The following is a 21,605-nucleotide window of genomic DNA, read 5'->3' as shown; positions in this document are numbered from 1 at the left end:
CCACCAATGGTCACGCTGAACTTTATTGTCGATCAACTCACCGCCGAAGTGCCCGGCGGGATCGGTCGATACACCGAAAACCTGGCGCGCGAGGTGATTCGCCGCGCCCCACACGATTGCGATGTGGCGGGCATCACCTCGTTCGTTTCGGATGAACAGCGCTCGGCACTGCTCGACCGGCTGCCGGGCCTCGAATCGGTGCGCATGTCACGCCTCAACCGCAAAATGCTCTCGCAGGCGTGGCGGCGCGGCATGTTCACCAACTCGTTCGGCGGTGGCCTATTTCACTCCCCCAGCCTGCTAGCGCCGCTGCGCCCCCTCGAAAGCGGCGACCCGGCACAGGTGGTGGTGACCATCCACGACATAGTGCCGTGGACGCATCCCGAAACCCTCACCCCCAACGGGGTGCGGTGGCACAAAGCGATGCTCAAACGCGCCTGGCAGTACGCGGCCGCCGTGGTGACACCCACGCACGCCGCGGCCGAACAGGTGGCCGAGCTGCACGACTTTGGCGACCGGCTGCGTGTGATTCCAGGTGCCGCATCGCCCGATATTCAGCTGCCGGATGAGGCCGCGCAGCACGACATCGCCCAGCGCTTTCAGCTGCCCGAGACGTTCATTTTGGCGATCGGCACGCTCGAACCGCGCAAGGGGATTGACCGGCTCATTCAGGCGCTGGCGCAGCCGCGGCTGCAGGATGCACAGCTCGTGCACGTCGGCCCCGAAGGCTGGGGCGAGGTGGATCTCAGCTCACTCTGCGCGGCTGCCGGTGTCGACCGATCGCGAGTGCGCAACCTCGGCTATGTGAGCGATGCCGAACTTGCCGTGGTGCTCGACCGCGCCACCGTGCTGTGCATACCCTCGCTCGACGAAGGATTCGGACTGCCGATTCTCGAGGCGTTTAAGGCCGGCACCCCGGTGGTACACACCGACGTGCCGGCGCTCATGGAAGTGTCGCAGGGTGCATCCCTGCATGTTGGTCTCGGTGACGAAGCGACCTTCGTGGAGCGGCTGTCGATCGCACTATCGAATGTGCTCGGCGACAGCGAACTGCGCGAAACCCTGACGCTTGCCGGGCAAGACCGCCAGCCCATCTACTCGTGGGCGTACTCGGCCGACCTCGTCTGGCAGCTGCACGCCGACCTCTAGCTGCGTTGCGCCGGCGCGCGGCCGTGGGGCCGCCCGGCGCGCGCGGCGTGCGCGGCGTGCGGGCGGGCCCGCCCCCGGGCGGCGCGCAGCGCCCCCCTCTTCGCACCACACCCTTCGCACCACACCCTTAGCGTCCCACTCTTTCGCACCCCGCCCTCGTCGCCTCGTGCCACACCCGCCCTTCGCACCCCACCCGTTCGCCTCGTGTGTGGGTTCGCGTCAAATGTGTGTGTTGTGCCACATACAAATAACGCGAGCACACACAAATCCCGAAGAAACGCGGCCCCCACGTCGTGCGCGCCGAGCCACGCACCTCTCGCAGCGACGATGACACGACGCTAGCGGCCTTCACCCCACGTCGCTGCGCTTCACCCGCCGCACCCATTCACACCGCCTCACCCTCGCGCCCGTAGAGCCTTGCCCGCCGCGCCCTCGTCGCCTCGCACCCCGTCCTTTCGCCCTCATGTGTGGGTTCGCGTCAAATGTGTGGGTTCGCGTCAAATGTGTGGGTTCTGCCACATACAAATAACGCGAGCACACACAAATCCGTGGAGGGTCGGTGCCGAACGCAGCGAGGGGCGGCGGGCGACGGCGACGCCACCCACAGTCCACGGCGGGCGGTGGGCGGCGGACGGCGCCGAGCGCGGCTACTCCACGAGAAAGCTCCAGTCAGGTTGCTGCGGCGGCCGCACCGGATCAAGCACCACATGACCGCGCGGCGCAGGCAACTTGCGCGCCCGCTCAAAGCCGCGCTCAAGCATCCGAATAAATTTTTGGGGATGCTGCAGATCACTCCACATCCAACGCACCATCTCCCAACCCGCCGCGCGCAAGCGTGCCTCTCGCTGTTTCTCAGCCATGACCGCCGCCACCGCATCCTCGCCCGGCGCCAGCAATTTTCCGTACTTGATCCTGCCGTCAAACTCGCCCAGCACCCCGGCGCGCGAGGCGAAATCGGTGCGCGCCAAGAACTCGCCGTTATCGTCGAGGATCGTTGCCTGTTGCAGATCGAACTCATCCCCGTGCTCGATCATCAAATATCTACTCCACGACTCGGCATAGCTTTCGGCACGATCGCTCGCGTACGTTTTCACCCAGCGCAGGGTGCATCGGTGGCGCAGCGGTTCATCCAGCGCATCGAAATTCGCACCAAACCTCAACGCCGCGTCGGCCGCCGCCAATAGTTCGTGCCCCGACACCAGCGAGGCAAGGTCTTGGATCGTTCGCTCGAGCGTCGTCATTTTCAGCCCGTACATCTCGACAATGTCCGCATCCTTGAGCCGCGACCGCATGACTCGCAAACCCGCCACCGGCGGCGACGCGCTCGATCGGTTCACAGTGACCGGCCCGCTCAGCCGAGAATTGAGCAGCGGCAGGCCGTGGATCGCTGCGGCGCTGATGCCGCAGACCACAGCGGTTTCGGATGCACCAACGGCGCCGATCGCGCGCGCCACATGTTGCGTGGTCGGCGCGAGCGATTCCCAGGCATCACTTGCAATTTCAACGTAGGCGCCGCGGTAGACGCGGTGGATCTCGTCGCGTCGCAGGCGTCGGCGAAGCGTTTCGGGGCGGTAGTCACCAATCGATTGAGCCGCAGGTCGAATTATCCGCATGCGCATCATTTGACGGCATTCCGGCAGGTTTCGTTCTTGTGCAGGCGGTCGCTGTGGATAGGTGGCTATCCACAGGGGCACCGGTGCGGTCATGCTCGCGCGCGGTGCCGCACAACGCGATGCCTCCGTGCCCCGCGGCACCGCGTGCACGCACCGCGCGCAGCTGCACAAGACCACTCACCGCCTTCTGTGTGCACCCGAGTCATCTGTATGTGGCACACCACACACAATTAACGCGAACCCACACAAATCCGGTTGAAGAAGGTGCCGCGCGCGGGAAGCGGGAGCGCGGCGCCGGCGGGCGATGGGCGCGCGGCGACAAGCGCGGCGACAAGCGCGGCGCCGGCGGCAGGCGGCAGGCGGCAGGCGGCAGGCGGCGCGCCGCCTATTCGGCGGGGGTGTCCTCCGGCTGCGGCTTACCGTCGAGCGCATCCCGGATCGCCGAGCGCGCTACGTCGTAATCGATTTGCTCGGCTTCGGGATCCACGAGCGGCGGCGCGAGCGCAACCCGCGAATTATCGTCGCGACCGCGCGATTTCAGCGCCAGATCCGCAATCAACCCCGCAGCGCCCTGCGGGATATCGGTCTGCACCACGTCATCGACCGCCTGCATGATCTGACTGCTGCGGCTCGCCATCTTCCCCGGCAGCTGCGCGATCACCGCATCCTGTAGCTGACGCTGGCGCTGCATCCGGTCATAGTCGGTCGACTCATACCGCGAACGCGCGTACCACAGCGCCATCTCGCCGTTGAGCACCTGTTTCCCCGGTTCGATATACACCGACGGCGGCTGCCAATCGGGGTTGGTGCCATCATCGTTGATGCCGAGACCGACCCGCTCCTGCACATCCACCTCAACACCGCCCATGGCGTCGATGAGCGTAGCGAAACCGGCCATATCGACCAGCACGTAGTAGTGAATGTCGAGCCCGGTGATCCACTCCACCGCATCCCGTGTGGCCTCGATACCGCGCTCAGAACCGTGGTCTTCCGCATCCTGATACATGTCGTAGTCGTACACCTCCACCTCGGTGTACACCGAGTTGAGGTAGCAAACATCCACATTGCAATCGGAATAGTCGTCGCCGTACATATCGCGCATCGGGCCGTCAACGAACCCGAAACCGTGCAGCAACCGCGGCAAACCGATAGTCACCAGCTGCCCCGACCACATGTCAAAACTCATCACACTGATCGAGTCGGGACGCGACCCCTCGCGGTCTTCACCGCGGTCGGCTCCGAGCACCATGATGTTGATGCGACCATCCGACGGCAGCGTCAGCCCAGCTTTTTTGCCGCCAAAAAGCGTCTGTACGGCAGACTGCACCTGCCCGACCTGCGCCCAGGCAAACACGCCACCGAACACCGGCAGCGCACCGAGCAGCACCGCAACCAGCAGCACGAGCCCGCGCGCCGCAGCATCCACTTTTACCAACCGCGCCTGCCGCACGGTCTCGATCATGGTGACGAGCATCCACAGCCCGTACGCGAGCAGCAGCCACTTCACAATCCCGAGCCCCCACACGGTGGTGAGCACGAACAGCAGCGGCGCACGCAGCACCAGTGCGAGCACCAGCACCACGATCAGGGTGACGATCGCCCCCAGCCACACGCGCAGCGCCGCTCGACCAAAACGGCGGTTACCTGCGAGCAGTGGCCCGATGCCTGGAATCACCAGGTTGGCAAATACGAGCCACCAGGCCCGCCGCGTCATCAGTGCCGGCGAGCTGGTGTCGGGATGCTTGAGCGGCAGCGCGTTAGACATCAAGCTGTGCCTGCAGCGCCGCGTTTTTGTCGGCAACCATCGCGGTCAGGCCGTCGGCATATTTTTGCAGGCGGTCGGCGATTTCCGGGTCGGATGCGCCGAGCATCCTGGCCGCCAAAATTCCGGCGTTTTTTGCGCCGCCAATCGACACCGTCGCCACCGGAATACCGGCGGGCATCTGCACGATCGACAGCAGCGAATCCATCCCGTCAAGATATTTGAGCGGCACCGGCACGCCGATCACCGGCAGCGTGGTCATCGACGCGACCATGCCCGGCAGGTGTGCCGCGCCACCGGCACCGGCGATGATCACCTGCACGCCGCGAGCGCGCGCCGACCGAGCGTATTCGACCATTTTGTCGGGGGTGCGGTGGGCTGACACCACCTCAACTTCGGCGGCAACACCGAGCTCGTTGAGGATGTCGTGGGCCTCGTGCATGACGCGCCAGTCACTATCCGATCCCATAATGATGCCCACCTGGGGCCCGGCTGCCGTCATCGATTCGCTCCCGTCTTGTTGGCTGTGCATGAGTTGTCGCTGCTTACCGAACTAGTCGTCGAGGTCGTCAAAAAGTTCGGATGCTGCGCGCGTCTGGTACACGACCTCATCGAGGTCATCACCAATCATGGTCACGTGGCCGACCTTGCGGCCGGGGCGCGCCGATTTTCCGTAAGTGTGCAGTTTCACTGCGGGATGCGTGCGCCACACTTTTGCGAACCGGTCGGTGATTGCCTCGTGCTGCGGGCCACCGAGGATGTTCACCATCACGGCGTGCTTGGCGATCGCGTCGGTTGCGCCCAGCGGCCAGTCGAGCACCGCGCGCAGGTGCTGCTCGAACTGGCTGGTGATCGAGCCGTCAATGGTCCAGTGCCCTGAGTTGTGGGGGCGCATCGCCAGCTCGTTAATGAGCAGCCGGTCGTCGCTGGTTTCAAACATTTCGACCGCGAAGGTGCCGGTGATGCCGAGCCCTTCGGCCACCTGTTTGGCGATTTCGGCCGCAACCTCACGCATCCGTGGTGTTGCCGAGGGTGCCGGTGCGTACACCTCGTTGCATACGCCGTCGCGCTGCACGGTTTCGACCACATCCCATACCCGCAGTTCACCATTGGGACGACGCGCACCCAGCTGTGCGAGTTCGCGGCGAAAATCGACGCGCTCTTCGACGAGCAGCTGGTCGAATTGTGCAAACCAGTCGGCGGCCTGATCACCGCTGGTGACGATGCGCACGCCCTTGCCGTCGTAGCCGCCGCGCGGGGTTTTTAGCACCGCCGCGCCGTCGTGGGCGTCGATGAACGCCTGCAGCTGTTCGGGTGAAGCCACCGCCGCCCACTCGGGGATCGGTGCGCCCAGTTCGGCCAGCATTTCGCGCATCCGCAGCTTGTCTTGTGCCGCGATGAGCGCGTCGGGTCCGGGATGCACGGCAATCGATTCGGCGGTCATGGCCCGCAACACTTCCTGCGGGACGTGCTCGTGGTCGAAGGTGACGACGTCGACTTCGCGGGCGAACTTCAGCACGGTTTCAATGTCTTTGTAGTCACCCACTGCGGTCGCGGCCAGCCGCGCTGATGAACCTTCTGCCTCGGCCAGCACGCGGATCTCAATACCGAGCGCGGATGCCGCCGGCACCATCATGCGGGCGAGTTGTCCGCCACCAATCACGCCTACTGTGGGTACGGGCATCGTGCATCGCCTTTCGCTGCGGGGTGGATGATCCTGCGCTCTATTCTGCCACCGGGCGGGTTGGCGTGATGGAGAGCTGGCCGGGATGCGGCGGCTGGCCGGGTGCGTGCGAGGAATGGGGACGCTAGGCGGAACGTTGCGTGGTCACCGGGTTGTTCAACGACCCGGCTCTAGATTTGTTCAACATTGGAGTTGAAATCTTCCGGCATCGGAAAACACGGACCGTCAACCCAGATAACCACTTCTTGCCGCCCTCGATACGTATCGTATTCAACCGTCAATACAATACGATTCGCCGAAACAAAGACCGTCTCAATACCGCCGGTGGAGTTCGTCACCTGCCGCGCCTCCCACCCATCCTGAGACCCCAGATATTCACGCACCACCGACTCATAGGCCCGAGCTGACGCCTCATCCTTGAAGAACACCGCGGTCGCCGCGGGATAGTAATAGTGATTGCGCTCGCTGCACGACACTAAATACTGTGGCGTTGTCCCAGGTTTCGGAGCCTGAGACTCCGCAGGAAGCATCTGATCTTCAGGAGCAAGCTCGATAAGTTCAATAAGCACACTCGAGATCACCCGCTTCGCGCTCTGCGCATCCACAATCGGCTCCCCGGCCCACAAATCCGTACCGGTCGGTAATGGATCTGCAGAGTTTGAAGATGCGCACCCCGCCAGCAACAGCGACGCCCCCAACAAGAGCGCGGCAGACCTCCGCAAGAGAGATTCACGAGCAGTCATTAACTCAAACCCCGCTCACTTCCCACTGTTCCTCATCTCTTTAATCACCTGATTGATAACCGGACTGTTTTGCTGCTCGCTTTGGCATCCTCAGGCTACTATTTGGTTCCCATACCCTCGCTCGGCCAGCTTCGAGAGTCTCGCGAGCTTATTGGACACGGTGTCAGCCACCGAAGCAGATTGCGCGTAGCTAACGTTTTGCGGAAGTGTGGCTGGGCACAGTGCGAGCATCACCTTTGGCGACTAGGCTGCAACGAGTCACCGGCCAACTATTTTGTTTGCCAAAGCACCCCTGAAAGATTCTCCTGTGCAAAAACCGAACGATCAGCGCCGCCAGGCTCAGCGCGAGCCCGCTCAGCCGTATCACTGGCACGATCGACGGTCTCCAAATACGGGCCCCATCGCACTTATCGCCGCCGCATCCGCCGACTCTGCCGCGCATCCCGGTGATCAGCCACGCCAATTCAGCTGGCCGTGGTTTCGCCAGTTGTTCTCGCAGCTGTTGAAATTTGGGCTGGTGGGCGGCACCGGCGTCATCGTCGATTTTGGTGTGTTCAACCTGCTACGCAGCACCGTGCTGTCACCGGATGATTGGCGTTGGGGGCCGCTGTGGGCAACCATCATCGCGACTATCGTCGCGATTTTGTGGAACTGGGTGGGTAACCGGCTCTGGACCTTCCGCGAACAGCGACGCGACGATGGAGCGACCCGCGAGGCGGTTGAGTTTTTCCTGGTGAGCCTTGCCGGGATGGTGATTGGCCTCATCCCGCTGTGGATTTCGCACTATCTGCTCGGGATGACCTCGGTGGCCGCCGACAACATCGCGAAGTTCATCGGTATTGGGGTTGGTTCTGTTTTCCGGTTCCTGCTCTACCGCTGGTGGGTGTACGCGCCCCACCGCGTCAGCTAGCGAGTTTTGTACGTCGCAGGCGCTGGCCGGTGCTGCCGCGTGACGTGCCGCATCCCCCCTGCGTCCTGCGCCCTGCATTCCCTGCATCCAGACCCAGACCTGCCGCACCCCTGCATCCGCTGCCCCTGCATCCCCTGCATCCCCCTGCAGAATTTTGTTTCCTGGCTGCACTTTCGGACGGAGAATTGTTTTTAGGCTGCAAAAACAGCGCCTCCTGCCGTTTGAAACGTTTCAGCCAGCAGTTTTGCAGCCAAATTTCTGAGGCCAGGAAACAAAAATCCGCAGCACGCCCCGGGAGTCGGCCCCTAGCCGGCAGAACTGCGCAACCGGCAGCACAGAGCCGGCAGCACAAAACAGCCGGCTACAGCCGGTAGCGTCCGCCGAAGGGGTCGCCCGACCCGCCACCGCCACGCAGCGCGCGCCGGCTCAGCTCCCACGGCGTGAGCTTGACCACCGCATCCCGCGGCCGGTCGACCTGCACGCCGTCAGCAAACAGCACCGCCAGCGTCGCCGCCACCGCGGCAAGCTCATCATCGGTGGGATTCCCCCGCAGCAGCTGCGCCTCGCCCGGCGACAGCGAGTCGCTCAGATCGAGGTCGGGAATCGCAACATTCGGTCGCTTCACGTTCGGCATTACAGCGGGATGTTTCCGTGTTTTTTCGGCGGCAGCGAGGCGCGCTTCGACCGCAGCGACCGCAGCGCCCTGGTCACCATCACCCGCGTGCTCGCCGGCTCAATCACCGAGTCGATCTCGCCGCGCTCGGCCGCCAAATACGGCGACGCCACCTCATAGGTGTACTCATCGGCAAGCTTTTTCCCGAGCGCCACCGGGTCTTCACCGTTGTCGCTGGCGGCCTTAATTTCGCGGCGATACAAAATATTCACCGCGCCCTGACCACCCATCACCGCGATCTCGGCGGTGGGCCAGGCGAAGTTCATGTCAGCACCCAGCTGCTTCGACCCCATCACGATGTAGGCACCGCCATAAGCCTTGCGCAAAATCACCGTCACCAGCGGCACCGTCGCTTCGGCGTAGGCATACAGCAGCTTGGCGCCGCGGCGAATCACACCCGACCACTCCTGGTCGGTGCCGGGCAGGTAACCGGGCACATCCACCAGCGTCACAATCGGAATCGAGAACGAGTCACACATCCGCAAAAAACGCGCCGCTTTTTCGCCCGCGTCGATGTTGAGCGTGCCGGCCATCTGTTTGGGCTGGTTGGCGATGATCCCCACCGGCGATCCTTCGATGCGTGCCAGACCCACCACCACGTTCGGGGCAAACAGCGACTGGATCTCCAAAAACTCGCCGTCATCAACGATCGATTCGATCACCGTGAGCACATCGTAGGGCTGCGTGGGCGAGTCGGGGACGATTTCGTTGAGCTTCATATCGGCATCGGTCACCTCGAGCTCAACATCAGCATCGTAGGTCGGCAGATCAGAGAGGTTGTTGTCGGGCAGATACGACAGCAGGTGTCGCGCAAAATCGAGCGCATCATCCTCGTCGTTCGCGAGATAGTGCGAAACACCCGAGGTGCGGTTGTGTGCGAGCGCGCCGCCGAGCTCTTCCATCCCGACATCTTCACCGGTGACGGTTTTAATCACATCCGGCCCGGTCACAAACATGTGGCTGGTCTTGTCGACCATGATCACGAAGTCGGTGAGCGCTGGCGAGTACACGGCACCACCGGCGGCCGGCCCCATCACAATTGAAATCTGTGGAATAACCCCGGATGCGGCGGTATTGAGTCGGAAAATCTCGCCATATTTACCGAGCGCGATCACGCCCTCTTGGATGCGCGCACCACCCGAGTCGAGAATGCCAATAATCGGCACACCGGTTTTGAGGGCGTGCTTCATGATTTTGATGATTTTGTCGCCGGCAACCTCACCGAGCGACCCACCAAAAACGGTGAAATTTTGTGAGTAGACCGCGACGTTGCGGCCGTGGATGGTGCCGGTGCCGATGATCACCGAGTCGCCGTAGGGACGGTTTTTATCCATCCCGAATGCGGTGGTGCGGTGTCGCACATACTCATCGATTTCCACGAACGAGCCGTGGTCAAGCAGCGCCAGGATGCGTTCGCGCGCCGTGTTTTTACCCTTGGCGTGCTGCTTTTCGGCCGCGCGCACTTCGGCGTCGGTGACCGCCTCCGCGTGGCGGTCTTTTAGGTCGCGGATGCGGCCGGCGGTGCTGAGGTCAATGGCCGCTTCGTCGTCGAGGTAGTCGTTCATCGTCACCAATCTACACAGCGACAGGATGAATTGTGTGGCGCAACCCATGCATCCAGCAGCCGATTTCTTGAGGATTCCTACAAAGCTGGTCAGGTGGCGCATCCCCCGCCAGCAATAAATCTCCCCCGCCCCCGGCGACGCGAACCCGGATGCGCCCACAGATGCGAGACAATGCGCACAGTACGCCCACCGAGTAGCCGAGCAGGATCTTCAATGACCGTCACCGTCCGCACCATCGCGCTCACCGAGCTGTCTGCATCCAGCACACTCGAGGTGCATCCCGAACTCGCCTCAACCAACGCGCTGTTTCACGAGCGTTTCGTTGACAAACACGAACAGTTCGCGCCGTTCTACGCGATTGCCACCACCTCGCAAACGGCCGGCAAGGGACGGCTTGATCGCGAGTGGATCGCGCCCCCGGGATGCACGCTGGCGCTATCGGTGTACGCCGAGTTTCCCGCATCGGCCGCGCAACGCGCGATGGGCTGGGTGTCGCTGAGCGCGGGGCTGGCGCTGCGCGAGGTGCTGGCGAGCCGCATCGTCGCCAATCACATCGGCATCAAATGGCCCAATGATGTGCAGCTCGACGGCGCGAAGGTGGCCGGTATTCTCGGCGAGCTGCTGGGCGTTGTTGATGGCGGGCGCGCGTTTGCCTGCGTGATCGGCATCGGCGTAAACACGCGCATCCCCGAAGACCAGCTTCCGACCGAGCAGGCGACCTCGCTGCAGTTGAAGGGCGTTGCGGTTGATCCGCTCGATCTTGCTCCCGAGCTCATTCGCGCGATCGCGCGTCGCCTCACGGCGCTTGCGGATGCGGATGGCGATGCGGATGCATCCGGCTTGCGGGATGAACTGCGGCGCCATTGCAGCACGATCGGTGCGGATGTGGCGGTGACGCTCGCCGACGGCACCGCGCTGCGTGGCCGCGCGATTGGGGTGGATGCGCTTGGGCGGCTTGAGGTGCGGGACGGGCAGGGCCAACTGCACAGCGTGTCGGTGGGCGATGTTGAGCATGTGCGCCCCGCGGAAGCCGATGTGCGTTCTGCGGAAGCTGATTCGCGCCGCACGGAAGCTGAGCCTCGCCCTGCGGAAGCTGAGGACGAGCAATGAGTGAGTGGCGACTGGCGACCCTGCACCTGCACGGGCGCGGACTCATCCTGCCGAGCCTGGTGCTGATTGGTGCCACCGGGTTCATTGGTTACGCGATGCGCGGGCTGCGCGACGGTGGCAGCTGGCTGATGTGGGCGGCGATCGCGGCGGTGGTTGCGGTGCTGCTCGGGCTGCTGCCGATTATTGGCTGGCTGCGGCATCGGGTGGTGATTACCACCGTGAAAACGGTGCAGCGGCACGGGTTTCTCGGCGTCAAAAAGCGTGAGATGCCGCACCATCACGTTGCGCGCGTGACGCTCAAACAGAACGGCTGGCAGCGTCTTTTTGGTTCGGGTGATGTGGTGCTGGATGCGGTCAATGGCGCGCGTTTGCAGCTGCACGACGTGCCAAATGTGGTGACGGTTGCCCAGGCGCTGCGCGAATTGACCGGCAATGTTGGCGCCGGACAAACCGGCGTGCAGGAGCCGCTGCCGGCCTCGCCGCTGCCGCCGCAGCTGTAGCGCTGGCGCGCGGCGCGTGCGAGCGCCGCCGCACCCCACCCCTAGCGCTCACCACGCTCACACGCCCCACACCCATCCTAGTTTTGTGTGGGTTCGCGTCATTTGTACGTGGCAAAACACACACAGTTGACGCAAACCCACACAAATCCAGCTAGGTGGCGGGATGCGCGGCGAGCGGCGGGATGCGCGGTGGGCAGCGGAGTGCGCGGCCAGCGACGGCGCGTGCGGTGCGGATGCGTGCGGGCGCGGGCACCGCCACGGAAAGCCCAACTCCCGCACGCTCTATCCCGGTTTTGTGTGGGTTCGCGTCATTTGTACGTGGCAAAACACACACAGTTGACGCGAACCCACACAAATCTGCCTAGGTGGGAGCGCAAGGGTGCGGAGCATCCCCGCGCGCCGCGCCGCGAGCCCTATTCGGCGTCGCGGGTGAACAGCGCGACCGTCTCGAGGTGGTGCGTATTTGGAAACAAATCGAGCGCGCGCATCCGAACCGGCCGGTATCCGCGCTCGCGCAACAGTGCCACATCCCGGGCAAGCGCAACCGGGTCGCAGGCAACGTACACGATCTGCGCCGGCTGGATTTCTGCCAGCGCTTCGATCGTCTGCCGACCAGCCCCCGAACGCGGCGGATCAAGCACCACGGTGCCGCGACGCAGCGCCGCGCGCTCAGCCCCATCAGCATCGTCGCGCAGGGCCCGCAAAAATCGGTCAACCCGCCCGGTCACGGCCGCGGCGTACTGCCAATCGGCCAGGTTTCGTGCGGCGAGTTCGGTGGCGGTATCCACCGCCTCCACCGAAGTGAGGTTCGTCACCGGCCCGCCCAGCTCAGCCAGCGCCACGCCAAACAGACCCACCCCGCCGTAGAGGTCGAGGTTGCCGGCCTCGGGGTCGAAACGCGCCGGATCAACCATGTCGTGCACCGCGTCATATAGCGCGGTCGCAGCGGCGCGGTGCACCTGCCAAAACCCCGCCTCCGACACGACAAACTCGTGATCGTGAACCCGTTCGACAAGCGTCTCCGCGGCACGCGGCTCGCGCCCGTCAAGCAGCACACGCATCCGCGCCGAACCGTCGGCGGGCGCCGCAAAGTCGATCCGTCCGCTGCCGCGTCCGCCGGCGCGCACCTGCTCGAGTGCGAGCTGTTCAATCGCCGGAGTCGCCAGCGGCAACGAGTCGACATCAACCACGCGGTGGCTGCGCGCCGCGAACGGCCCAACCCGGCCCGCCTCATCCATGTGCAGAGTGATGCGAGTGCGCCAACCGGTGCCGCGCGACTCATCATCGCCGGGCAGTGCATCCACCTCAAGCTCGCGAATCAACCGGTCCTCGGGATCGAGCCCACCAAACCGAAAAAGCGCGTCGGCCAGCACTCGGCGTTTGAGTTCGCGCCCGAAACTCGGCAGCAGGTGACCAAATTCGGCCCCTCCCGCCCGGTCTTCGGGGGCGCGGTCGAGCGATGCCGCCGGCCACACATGCTCCTGACGTTCTGTGGATGCATCGAGCACCTCAACCGTGGCAGCGCGGGCATGGCGTTTGCGCACCTCGGTAATGCGGGCGCGCACCCGCTCGCCCGGCAGCGCATCCGAGACAAACACCACCCGACCTGACGAGTGCCGGGCGACGAAGATGCCGCCATGCGCGACATCGCCAATCTCGAGTTCGACGAGATCGTCGACGGTAAGTTCTTGCTCTTCGTTCACGCTTCCAGGGTAGCCGCGCCGCGCACTGGCCAGGCTGACTACGCTGGTGCCCATGCAACTTATTCTTGCGTCCACCTCCCCCGCCCGCCTCGCGGTGCTGCGCGCCGCCGGCATCGAACCGATCGTGCGTCCGAGTTCGGTTGATGAGGATGCGGTGCTCGCCGGATCCGGCGAACTGTCGCCTGCCGAAACGGTGCTGACCCTCGCGCGGGCCAAGGCGCTCGCCGTGGCTGATGGCGACGACTGCCCCGACGGCATTGTGCTCGGCGGCGATTCGATGTTTGAGCTCGACGGCAAAATCTATGGGAAGCCGCACACGCCCGAGGTGGCGCGTCAGCGCTGGCAGATGCAGCGGGGCCGCACCGGCACGCTCTGGTCGGGGCACTGGCTGGTCGACCGCCGCGCAGGCCATGACGGCGATGCGGGTGTTGGCGCAGTGAAGTCGGCCGAGGTGACGTTTGTTGATGATCTGCGCGATGACGAAATCGACGCCTATATTGCGTCCGGTGAACCGCTGCAGGTGGCGGGTGCGTTCACGATCGATTCGCTGGGTGGCGCGTTCATCGAGCGCATTGCTGGCGACCCCTCGACGGTGATCGGTATTTCGCTGCCGACGCTGCGCCAGCTTGCCGGCGAGCTCGGGGTTCGCTGGGACGAGTTTTGGAATCGGGCGGGCGCGGCGAGCTAGAGCGAGGAGGTCCGCGGAACATTTTGGGTCCAGGATGCGGCTACAGCCATCCTGGGCCCAAAATCTTCCGTTGAACTCACGTTTGCCGGCCGCGAACGCATGCCGGCCGCGAACGCCTGCCGGCCCGGAAAAGCGAACCGGCCCGCGCTTATCGCTGCGGGCCGGTTTACACGATCTGGTCCCCCTCGAACCTCGTGCGGAATTAGCCTAACGTTATTGCGAATCGTTTTCAACTCCGGGGGTGCCTGGGGTGTGCGAACCATCGACCGAACTTCCAGCGTCGAGCTCGCCCTCATCCACCATCGCGCGCTCAAACTGTGATTCATACAGTTCGCGATACGCACCATCGAGCTCGAGCAGCTCAGCATGCGTGCCCTGCTCAACAATGCGACCCTGCGCCATCACCAGGATGAGATCAGCGTCACGAATCGTCGAAAGTCGGTGCGCAATCACAAAGCTCGTGCGCCCCTCCTGCAACGCAGCCATCGCCTGCTGCAGCAACAGCTCGGTGCGCGTGTCGACTGAGCTGGTCGCCTCGTCCAAAATCAGCACCGCCGGATTCGCCACGAACGCTCGCGCAATGGTGATCAGCTGTTTCTCGCCAGCCGACACATTCGATGCATCCTCATCAAGCACCGTGTCGTAACCGTCCGGCAGTGAGTGCACGAAGCGGTCAACGAAGGTCGCCTTCGCAGCCGCCAGCACTTCTTCATCCGTTGCCGACTGGCGACCATAGCGAATGTTTTCGCGGATCGTGCCCTGGAAAAGCCACGGATCCTGCAGCACCATTCCGGTGCGAGCGCGCACCTCACGCCGACGCAGCTCACCAGTGTTTTGCCCGTCAAGCAAAATCTCGCCGCCATCAACGTCATAGAACCGCATCAGCAAGTTCACGAGCGTTGTTTTACCGGCACCTGTGTGCCCCACAATGGCCACGGTCTGGCCCGGATGCACCGCGAACGACAGGTCGCGAATCAGTTCCTTTTCGGGAACATACGAGAACTGCACATCGCGGAACTCAATTTCACCGGGCCCAGGCACCAGCTCGGGCGCATCCACAGCATCCGCCGGCTCATCCTCAGCATCGAGCGTTTCAAACACGCGCTCGGCCGAAGCCGTCGCCGATTGCACGGTTGCGGCCATCCCACCCAGCTGCGCCAGCGGCTGCGTGAACTGCTGCGAATACTGAATAAACGCCTGCACATCGCCCAGCCGCAGCTGGCCGCTCGCTACCTGCAGACCACCGAGCACCGCGATGCCGACATACGACAGATTGCCGGCAAACTGCATCAGCGGCATCATCGAACCCGACAAAAACTGCGCCTTATACGAGGCCTCGTACACGGCATCGTTTTCTTCGTTAAACGCGGCGCGCACCTGGTCGCCGCGGCCATACACCTTCACCAGCGCGTGGCCCGAGAACGACTCTTCGACACGCGAATTGAGGCGACCGGTCTTTTGCCACTGGGTGCGGAAATTGCGCTGCGATCTCGGCCCGATGACCGCAAAAATCACGCCCGTGATCGGCAACACCACAAGCGCCACCAGCGCCAGCTGCCACGAGATGCTGAACATCATCACCAGCACACCGAGCACGGTGAGCAGCGATGTGAGCGCATAAATGAGCGACTGCTGTAGCGAGTTGGTGATGTTGTCGACATCGTTCGTGACGCGGCTGAGCAACTCACCGCGCTTGACCTTGTCGAAGTAGCTGAGCGGCAGGCTGTGGATTTTTTCTTCCACCCGATCGCGCAGTCGATACATTGCCCGCACCACCACGCGGTTGAGGATGTATCCCGAGAGGTAGTCGAGCGTATTGGCGATGAGATAGATGAACACCACCCACAACAGCACTGTGCCAAGCCGGGTGAAATCAACGCCCTCACCGGGCACGATATGCATCGCCTGCAGCATTTGCGCAAACTCGTGCTGCCCCTCGGCTTCGAGGCTGGCCGCGAGCTGCTCTTTCGAGACACCCGCCGGCAAGTGACTCGAAATCGCGCCCTCGAAGATGATGTTCGTTGCCTCACCCAGCAGCTTCGGGCCGAGCACATACAGCGCCACCCAGCCGGCACCGCACAGGGTCGCGAGCGCGATCTGCCAGCGCCAGGGCGCAAGCAAACTCAATAGGCGTTTAAAACTCGGCCAAAAATTTTTGGCCGGGCGAGTGTCACCCGCACCCCAGCCAGCGGATGCAGCGGTTGCCGCCTCGTCAAACTCGTCGTCATGCGAGGTCGTTTTGTTTTGTTGTTGACTCATCGCTCCACCTCCGCTCCGAGCTGCGACTCGACAATTTCTTGGTAGGTGGGATTCGATGCGAGCAGCTCGTCATGCGTTCCCTGACCAACCACGGCGCCGTCCTCCAGCACCACGATTTGATCGGCGTCGGTGATGGTGGATACGCGCTGCGCGACCACGAGCTTTGTCACCTCGGGAAGCTCCCGCCACAGCGCCTGCCGCAGCTGCGCATCCGTCACCAGGTCAAGCGCCGAGAACGAATCATCAAACACCAGAATCTGCGGTTCGTGAATGATCGCGCGGGCAATTGATAGTCGCTGGCGCTGACCGCCCGACACGTTCGTGCCGCCCTGCGAAATCGGTGCATCCAGGCCACCATCAAGTTCGCGCACAAACTCGGCAGCCTGCGCAATCTCCAGCGCCCGCCACAGTTCTTCATCGGTCGCATCCGAGCAACCAAACTCGAGGTTCGAGCGCACCGTGCCAGCAAATAGATAGGGACGCTGCGGAACCAGCCCAATCGCATCCCACAGCGCGGCCGGGTCGGCCTCACGCACATCCACCCCGCCAACGCGCACGGCACCCGATGTGACGTCGAATAGGCGCGGCACGAGATTCACCAGCGTCGTTTTACCGGCGCCCGTCGATCCGATCACGGCGACGGTCTGGCCCGGATGCACGCGGAACGAAATATCACCAAGCACCGGATGCTCGGCACCGGGATACGCGAACCCCGCCCCGGCGAACTCGATCGCGCCGGGTTCGGGCAGCTCGCGCACACCGTTTTCGGGCATCACCAGCGAGGTGTCGGTTGCGAGCACCTCACCGACACGCTCGGCACACACCGCCGCGCGCGGGATCATCGTGGTCATGAAGCTCACCATGATCACGCCCATCAAAATCTGCGTCACATAGGCGATATAGGCAAAGAGCGTGCCGACCTCGACATCGCCGTTGTTGATCTGAATACCACCGAACCAGATGACCCCAGCGATCGTCAGCTGCATCACCAGGGATGCGGCGGGAAATACGGCGACAAAAAGGTTTCCGATGCGCTGCCCCACATCGGCCATGTCTTGGTTCGCTTCACGGAATCGTTCGCGCTCGATATCTTCACGCACGAATGCGCGCACCACGCGGATACCCGTGAGCTGCTCACGCAGCACTCGGTTGATCGCATCCACTCGGTCTTGGTACGAGCGGAAAAGCGGGATCATTCGCCCGACCACAACACCCACGATGGCGATCAGCACGGGAGCGGCCACCGCAATGAGCCAGCTGAGGCCAACATCCTGCCGCAGCGCCATAATCACGCCGCCGATTGCCAGCATCGGCGCCGACACCAGCATGATCATGCCGAACTGGGCGAGCATCTGAATCTGTTGCACGTCATTGGTGTTGCGGGTGATGAGCGAACCGGCGCCGAAATGACTCACCTCGCGCTCGCTGAACTCGGATACCCGCTCGAAAATGTCGCGGCGAATATCGCGCCCGACGCCCATCGCGGCGCGCGAGGCGCAGTAGATGGCGGTGATGTTGCTCACGATTTGCACAAAGGCGATCAGCAGCATGAAGCTACCCACTCGCCAGATGTAGCCGACGTCGCCCTTGGCCACACCGTTATCGATGATGTCGGCGTTGAGCGTCGGTAGATACAGTGCCGCGAGTGCCTGCACGAATTGAAAGACGAGGACGCCGGCGACAAAGAGCCGGTATCTGCGGAGGTATCGAATGAGCAGTTTGCCCAGCATGTGCATCCTTGTGGGATCGGAACTAGTGCGAGCCGCGCCGGTCGGCGTTTTGGCTTGTTCGCCGCGTGCGGCGCGTGCGGCGCGTAACCAAGTTATTTTGTCACAGCCGCTGCCGGATACACGCTGAGCTTGCGCGCCTCGCTTACTTACTCGCCTCGCGCGCGCAGGAATGCGCACGCAGCCTCTACGCCGCCACCTCTTTCGCCTCGCGCACGCAGCCCCTGCGCACGCAGCCCCTGCGCACGCAGCCTCTGCGCCGCCACCTCTTTCACCTCGTGTGTGCCTCCGCGTCAAATGTGTGTGCTCTGCCACATACAAATGACGCGAACCCACACAGATCGCGAGTAGAGCCGGCTCGAGCGGCGGCGGATGCGGTGCGGACGTAGGGGCGCGGGCGGCGGGATGCGGACGCGGCACGGGCGGCGAAGCGGCGGCAGGCATGCGGCGCAGAGCGCGCGCCGCCGCCACGGCGTAGCGGCGCGGCTACGACTGGTGGCGCAGGCGCAACAGCCAGCGCTGGAAGTCGCCCCCATCGGTCAGCTGCCACACGGATGTGCGTTCGCGCCCGGAAATCTGCGAGCGCACGACCGCCATCCCCGACCCAACCAGCAAAACGCGCACCAGCTCGGGGTCGCCGGCAAGCACCGGACCCACTCGCTCAAAATCCGGATGCTCGCGGCCAGCGCTGTCGGCCTCAAGTCTCCGCAGCTCGGCGACAGCCGCGGCACTCGTATCCGCCGCAAACGACTCGTCATCCAGGTCAAAAAGCGCCGCATCAAGCGAGGCGCCCTCGCCGCCCGCCACGGTTCGGGCAGCGCCTTCCGAGCCCGCGCGTTCCGAGCCCGCGCGTTTCGAGGCCGCCGACGCGGGGTCGGAGACGCGTTCCAGACCACCAGCACCGTCTGCACCCGCCGCACCATCAGCATCCGCCGCCCCGGCGCGCGAAGCACCAGCAGCACTGCCCGCACCCCGGCCCTCACCCAGGCCGGGACCGGTTTCAGGCTCGACACCCCGCTGATAGGCCGTCGCCACAGCACGCGCGTAGTCATCGGCGCGCTCATTGAGATCGTGCCCCGAATGCCCGCGCACCCACTCGAACGACACCTTGCGCCCCGCGAGCGCCGCATCAATCTGTTCCAGCAGGTCGCGGTTTTGCACCGGCTTACCGTCAGATTTTTTCCATCCGCGACGCTTCCATCCGGGCATCCATTTCGTAACCGAATTGATCACGTACTGCGAGTCGCACAGGATGCGCAGGGATGCATCCAGCTTTTCGGTCGCGCGCAACAGGTCGAGCACGGCCATCAACTCGCCCTGATTATTGGTGCCGCGCGGCCACCCACCGGCCCGCCAATCCCCCTCGGCGGTCACCCATGCCCAGCCTGCGGGGCCGGGATTACCGAGTGATGAACCATCTGCTGCTGCAACGATCTCCATGTGACCATCGTGCCACCCCGGAATGTTTTGCAGGTTTCAGCAATAGACCGCATCCACCTTTGTGTGGTTTGAATAACACCCACCGGGAAAGTCTGAATAGGCTTGGTGACTATGGCCCGAATTACCAAACTGCTCATCGCCAACCGCGGTGAAATCGCAGTCCGCATTATCCGCGCCGCACGCGACGCCGGGATCACCTCGGTGGCCGTGTACGCCGACCAAGACCGCGATGCACCCCATGCGCGGCTGGCCGACGAAGCCTACGCGCTGCGCGGCACAACGAGTGCCGACACCTACCTCGTGATCGAGAAAATCCTGTCGGTCGCCCGCCGCTGTGGCGCCGATGCGATCCACCCCGGTTATGGATTTTTGAGCGAAAACCCCGAGTTTGCGCGCGCCGTGCAGAACGCCGGACTCATCTGGATCGGCCCCTCCCCCGAAGCCATCGAGGCGCTCGGCGACAAGGTGACCGCGCGTCACGTGGCCGAACGCGTCGGCGCGCCGCTCGCACCAGGCACCCTCGAGCCGGTGAAATCTGCTGACGAGGTGATCGAATTCGCACGCGAGGTCGGCTACCCGGTGGCCATCAAGGCCGCATTCGGCGGCGGCGGGCGCGGGCTCAAAGTGGTGCGCGAAGAGCACGAGGTGGCGGATGCATTTGATTCGGCCACCCGCGAGGCCGTCGCCGCATTCGGGCGCGGCGAGTGCTTTGTCGAAAAATTCCTCGACCGTCCGCGACACCTCGAAACCCAGTGCCTGGCGGATGCGCACGGCAATGTCGTGGTGGTTTCCACCCGCGACTGTTCGCTGCAGCGCCGCAACCAGAAGCTCGTCGAAGAGGCACCCGCGCCGTTCCTCACTGCCGAGCAGGAGCGTCAGGTGTATGACGCATCCAAGAAGATCATGCGCGAGGTGGGCTATCAGGGCGCCGGCACCTGCGAGTTTTTGCTGTCGAGTGACGGGACCATCGCGTTTCTTGAGGTGAACACGCGACTGCAGGTGGAGCATCCAGTTACCGAACAGGTGACCGGAATTGACCTGGTGCGCGAGCAGTTCCGCATCGCCGAGGGCGAGGAACTCGGTTACGACGACCCGAAGATCGAGGGACACTCGTTCGAGTTTCGCATCAATGGCGAGGATGCGGGGCGCGGTTTCCTGCCCGCGCCCGGCAAGATCACGACTTTTGTCACGCCCGAGGGCCCGGGTGTGCGCATCGATTCGGGTGTGCGCCAGGGCGACCAGGTGTCGGGCGCGTTCGACTCGATGCTGGCCAAGCTGATCGTCACCGGCAAAACTCGCGAGGAGGCGCTGGATCGTGCGCGCCGTGCGCTCGACGAATTTGAGGTGGCCGGGTTGCCGACGGTGATTCCATTCCACCGGGATGTTGTGCGACAGCCGGCATTCACCGCCGAAAACGGCAGCTTTGACGTGTACACGCGCTGGATCGAAACCGATTACGTCAATGAAATTGAGCCGTGGTCGGGCGAGGCTGGGGAAATTGTTGAGCCGGGTTCGCGCCGCGAAGTGGTTGTCGAGGTAAATGACAAGCGCATCGAGGTGTCACTGCCCGAGCGGCTGGTGATTTCGGCGGGGATGCAGCACGGTGGCGTTGGCCGCACAATGGCCGGTCACGCGCCGCGCCGCAAATCGCAGGGCGCTGTAACCGGTGACTCGGGGAACGCAGTGGTTGCCCCGATGCAGGCGACGATCGTGAAATTCGCTGTCGAAGAGGGCCAGCGCGTAGTGAAGGGCGACCTTGTCTGTGTGCTCGAGGCTATGAAGATGGAGCAGCCCATGCCCGCACCGCGCGACGGTGTGGTGCGCAACCTGCAGGGCAGCGTGGGCGATACGGTTTCGGCCGGCACCGTGCTGCTCGAGATTGAGGGCGACGACGAGTAGCCCTGTACCCTAGCGCGTCGCGCCCGCTGGATTTCGCGTCCGGCGGGCGCGACGCTTTTTTCGGGGCGTCTCTGCCACCTTTCCCTGGCGCCTACGCCTGCGCCATACGCCTGTCCCAGGGCTCTTTTTCTTGACCCCAGCGCCCGAGATCCTCTCGCGCCCCGCTCCGCGCGCTTTTTT

At 63.8% G+C, this 21,605-nt stretch carries 17 protein-coding genes; 6 read left to right on the top strand and 11 right to left on the bottom strand.

Annotated elements, in window-relative coordinates:
- Positions 1 to 6 precede the first annotated feature (6 nt).
- Positions 7 to 1,149 (top strand): glycosyltransferase family 4 protein, encoded by a 1,143-nt coding sequence (locus JMV54_RS03435; RefSeq protein ID WP_201517511.1) that lies wholly within the window; start codon positions 7 to 9, stop codon positions 1,147 to 1,149.
- A gap of 647 nt (positions 1,150 to 1,796) precedes the next feature.
- On the opposite strand, the gene JMV54_RS03430 is transcribed toward JMV54_RS03435, so the two are convergent.
- The 5 genes from JMV54_RS03430 to JMV54_RS03410 all read right to left on the bottom strand — a co-directional run bounded on the left by JMV54_RS03430 (position 1,797) and on the right by JMV54_RS03410 (position 6,951).
- On the bottom strand, positions 1,797 to 2,762 hold the full coding sequence (locus tag JMV54_RS03430; protein WP_201517510.1) for a hypothetical protein: 966 nt from the start codon (positions 2,760 to 2,762) through the stop codon (positions 1,797 to 1,799).
- Positions 2,763 to 3,147: 385 nt separating this feature from the next.
- Entirely contained in the window at positions 3,148 to 4,527 is a 1,380-nt protein-coding gene (locus JMV54_RS03425) for an LCP family protein (RefSeq protein WP_201517509.1), read from the bottom strand.
- Positions 4,520 to 5,056, bottom strand: a complete 537-nt coding sequence (purE, locus tag JMV54_RS03420) for a 5-(carboxyamino)imidazole ribonucleotide mutase (RefSeq protein WP_230972657.1) — start codon at positions 5,054 to 5,056, stop codon at positions 4,520 to 4,522. The genes JMV54_RS03425 and purE overlap by 8 nt, the downstream gene beginning before the upstream one ends.
- Positions 5,057 to 5,077: 21 nt before the next feature.
- Entirely contained in the window at positions 5,078 to 6,208 is a 1,131-nt protein-coding gene (locus JMV54_RS03415) for a 5-(carboxyamino)imidazole ribonucleotide synthase (RefSeq protein WP_201517508.1), read from the bottom strand.
- A gap of 170 nt (positions 6,209 to 6,378) precedes the next feature.
- Entirely contained in the window at positions 6,379 to 6,951 is a 573-nt protein-coding gene (locus JMV54_RS03410) for a hypothetical protein (protein ID WP_201517507.1), read from the bottom strand.
- 307 nt (positions 6,952 to 7,258) lie between these two features.
- Here JMV54_RS03410 and JMV54_RS03405 point away from each other — a divergent pair, with 307 nt between their 5' ends.
- On the top strand, positions 7,259 to 7,861 hold the full coding sequence (locus JMV54_RS03405) for a GtrA family protein (RefSeq protein WP_201517506.1): 603 nt from the start codon (positions 7,259 to 7,261) through the stop codon (positions 7,859 to 7,861).
- Positions 7,862 to 8,222: 361 nt separating this feature from the next.
- Here JMV54_RS03405 and JMV54_RS03400 read toward each other — a convergent pair whose 3' ends face one another.
- Complete coding sequence (locus JMV54_RS03400; RefSeq protein ID WP_201517505.1) at positions 8,223 to 8,495, bottom strand: acyl-CoA carboxylase epsilon subunit; 273 nt, start codon at positions 8,493 to 8,495, stop codon at positions 8,223 to 8,225.
- Positions 8,495 to 10,099 carry an acyl-CoA carboxylase subunit beta gene (locus JMV54_RS03395; RefSeq protein WP_201517504.1) on the bottom strand — a complete coding sequence of 535 codons (1,605 nt, stop codon included), beginning with the start codon at positions 10,097 to 10,099 and terminating at the stop codon, positions 8,495 to 8,497. Before JMV54_RS03395 ends, JMV54_RS03400 begins: the two co-directional genes overlap by 1 nt.
- A 213-nt stretch (positions 10,100 to 10,312) precedes the next feature.
- Between JMV54_RS03395 and JMV54_RS03390 the strand changes: the two genes are divergently transcribed.
- The gene (locus tag JMV54_RS03390) at positions 10,313 to 11,209 is read left to right on the top strand and encodes a biotin--[acetyl-CoA-carboxylase] ligase (protein ID WP_201517503.1); all 897 of its coding nucleotides are present in this window, start codon (positions 10,313 to 10,315) and stop codon (positions 11,207 to 11,209) included.
- Positions 11,206 to 11,709 (top strand): PH domain-containing protein, encoded by a 504-nt coding sequence (locus JMV54_RS03385; RefSeq protein ID WP_201517502.1) that lies wholly within the window; start codon positions 11,206 to 11,208, stop codon positions 11,707 to 11,709. Before JMV54_RS03390 ends, JMV54_RS03385 begins: the two co-directional genes overlap by 4 nt.
- 413 nt (positions 11,710 to 12,122) lie before the next feature.
- On the opposite strand, the gene JMV54_RS03380 is transcribed toward JMV54_RS03385, so the two are convergent.
- Positions 12,123 to 13,466: a class I SAM-dependent RNA methyltransferase gene (locus tag JMV54_RS03380; protein WP_201517501.1), complete on the bottom strand. Its 1,344-nt coding sequence runs from the start codon at positions 13,464 to 13,466 to the stop codon at positions 12,123 to 12,125.
- Here JMV54_RS03380 and JMV54_RS03375 point away from each other — a divergent pair.
- Positions 13,465 to 14,100, top strand: coding sequence for a Maf family protein (locus JMV54_RS03375; RefSeq protein ID WP_201517500.1), 636 nt, complete (start codon positions 13,465 to 13,467; stop codon positions 14,098 to 14,100). The two genes, JMV54_RS03380 and JMV54_RS03375, sit on opposite strands and share 2 nt — an antisense overlap.
- 213 nt (positions 14,101 to 14,313) lie before the next feature.
- Here the strand turns inward: JMV54_RS03375 and JMV54_RS03370 are convergent, their stop codons facing one another.
- From JMV54_RS03370 to JMV54_RS03360, 3 genes are all read right to left on the bottom strand, one after another.
- Positions 14,314 to 16,359: an ABC transporter ATP-binding protein gene (locus JMV54_RS03370; protein WP_201517499.1), complete on the bottom strand. Its 2,046-nt coding sequence runs from the start codon at positions 16,357 to 16,359 to the stop codon at positions 14,314 to 14,316.
- Positions 16,356 to 18,089 carry an ABC transporter ATP-binding protein gene (locus JMV54_RS03365; protein WP_201517498.1) on the bottom strand — a complete coding sequence of 578 codons (1,734 nt, stop codon included), beginning with the start codon at positions 18,087 to 18,089 and terminating at the stop codon, positions 16,356 to 16,358. Before JMV54_RS03365 ends, JMV54_RS03370 begins: the two co-directional genes overlap by 4 nt.
- Before the next feature lie 483 nt (positions 18,090 to 18,572).
- Positions 18,573 to 19,526, bottom strand: coding sequence for a ribonuclease H family protein (locus JMV54_RS03360; RefSeq protein ID WP_201517497.1), 954 nt, complete (start codon positions 19,524 to 19,526; stop codon positions 18,573 to 18,575).
- Between the two features lie 111 nt (positions 19,527 to 19,637).
- On the opposite strand from JMV54_RS03360, the gene JMV54_RS03355 reads away from it, so the two are divergent.
- Positions 19,638 to 21,425, top strand: a complete 1,788-nt coding sequence (locus JMV54_RS03355) for an acetyl/propionyl/methylcrotonyl-CoA carboxylase subunit alpha (protein WP_201517496.1) — start codon at positions 19,638 to 19,640, stop codon at positions 21,423 to 21,425.
- Positions 21,426 to 21,605: the final 180 nt, after the last annotated feature.

Source organism: Gulosibacter hominis (assembly GCF_904842695.1).
GTDB classification, from domain to species: Bacteria; Actinomycetota; Actinomycetes; order Actinomycetales; family Microbacteriaceae; genus Gulosibacter; species Gulosibacter hominis.
The sequence above is the reverse complement of the archived record's forward strand: the minus strand, read 5'-3'. Positions and strand labels throughout refer to the sequence as shown.

Excerpts from the sequence above, each read along its gene's own strand:
- JMV54_RS03435 (WP_201517511.1), top strand. The coding sequence starts at position 7 with ATGGTCACGCTGAACTTTATTGTCGATCAACTCACCGCCGAAGTGCCC.
- JMV54_RS03430 (WP_201517510.1), bottom strand. The coding sequence starts at position 2,762 with ATGCGGATAATTCGACCTGCGGCTCAATCGATTGGTGACTACCGCCCC.
- JMV54_RS03425 (WP_201517509.1), bottom strand. The coding sequence starts at position 4,527 with ATGTCTAACGCGCTGCCGCTCAAGCATCCCGACACCAGCTCGCCGGCA.
- purE (WP_230972657.1), bottom strand. The coding sequence starts at position 5,056 with ATGCACAGCCAACAAGACGGGAGCGAATCGATGACGGCAGCCGGGCCC.
- JMV54_RS03415 (WP_201517508.1), bottom strand. The coding sequence starts at position 6,208 with ATGCCCGTACCCACAGTAGGCGTGATTGGTGGCGGACAACTCGCCCGC.
- JMV54_RS03410 (WP_201517507.1), bottom strand. The coding sequence starts at position 6,951 with ATGACTGCTCGTGAATCTCTCTTGCGGAGGTCTGCCGCGCTCTTGTTG.
- JMV54_RS03400 (WP_201517505.1), bottom strand. The coding sequence starts at position 8,495 with ATGCCGAACGTGAAGCGACCGAATGTTGCGATTCCCGACCTCGATCTG.
- JMV54_RS03395 (WP_201517504.1), bottom strand. The coding sequence starts at position 10,099 with ATGAACGACTACCTCGACGACGAAGCGGCCATTGACCTCAGCACCGCC.
- JMV54_RS03390 (WP_201517503.1), top strand. The coding sequence starts at position 10,313 with ATGACCGTCACCGTCCGCACCATCGCGCTCACCGAGCTGTCTGCATCC.
- JMV54_RS03385 (WP_201517502.1), top strand. The coding sequence starts at position 11,206 with ATGAGTGAGTGGCGACTGGCGACCCTGCACCTGCACGGGCGCGGACTC.
- JMV54_RS03375 (WP_201517500.1), top strand. The coding sequence starts at position 13,465 with ATGCAACTTATTCTTGCGTCCACCTCCCCCGCCCGCCTCGCGGTGCTG.
- JMV54_RS03380 (WP_201517501.1), bottom strand. The coding sequence starts at position 13,466 with ATGGGCACCAGCGTAGTCAGCCTGGCCAGTGCGCGGCGCGGCTACCCT.
- JMV54_RS03370 (WP_201517499.1), bottom strand. The coding sequence starts at position 16,359 with ATGAGTCAACAACAAAACAAAACGACCTCGCATGACGACGAGTTTGAC.
- JMV54_RS03365 (WP_201517498.1), bottom strand. The coding sequence starts at position 18,089 with ATGCTGGGCAAACTGCTCATTCGATACCTCCGCAGATACCGGCTCTTT.
- JMV54_RS03360 (WP_201517497.1), bottom strand. The coding sequence starts at position 19,526 with ATGGAGATCGTTGCAGCAGCAGATGGTTCATCACTCGGTAATCCCGGC.
- JMV54_RS03355 (WP_201517496.1), top strand. The coding sequence starts at position 19,638 with ATGGCCCGAATTACCAAACTGCTCATCGCCAACCGCGGTGAAATCGCA.